The sequence below is a fragment of the Protofrankia coriariae genome (assembly GCF_001017755.1).
Taxonomy (GTDB): Bacteria; Actinomycetota; Actinomycetes; order Frankiales; family Frankiaceae; genus Protofrankia; species Protofrankia coriariae.
The window spans coordinates 84,075-84,430 of record NZ_JWIO01000002.1 but is presented as its reverse complement, the minus strand read 5'-3'; the positions used below and the strand labels follow the sequence as shown (position 1 = coordinate 84,430).

Genomic DNA, 356 nt, shown 5'->3' with positions numbered 1-356 from the left:
GGCGGCGGGCCGGCCCGGGCCATGCTGACCGACTTCGGCATCGCCCGGCTGACCCAGAGCCCGTCCATGACCAGGCTCAGCGTCGCGATCGGCACACCGATGTACATGGCGCCGGAACTCGCCGAGCACACCCGGGCGAGCCCCGCCGCCGACCTCTACGGCGCCGGGGTCGTCCTCTACGAACTGCTGGCCGGACGGCCCCCGTTCGTCGCGCCGAACCCGATCGCCATGATCCGGGCACACGCCTTCGAGGCGCCATCGCCGATCGACGGGATCGACGGGCCGCTGTGGGACGCCGTGTGCCACCTGCTGGCCAAACGCCCCTCGGAGCGGCCCGCCACCGCGGAGGCGGCCCG

1 protein-coding gene (only partly in view) is annotated in these 356 nt (G+C 74.4%); it reads left to right on the top strand.

Translation table 11 applies throughout. The features are described 5' to 3' along the window. Nucleotides 1-21 precede the first annotated feature (21 nt). Nucleotides 22-356: part of a serine/threonine-protein kinase coding region (locus tag FrCorBMG51_RS24535; RefSeq protein WP_476742084.1), annotated on the top strand (this coding region is incomplete at its 3' end). The annotated region continues 428 nt past the right edge of the window; the window shows 335 of its 763 annotated nt.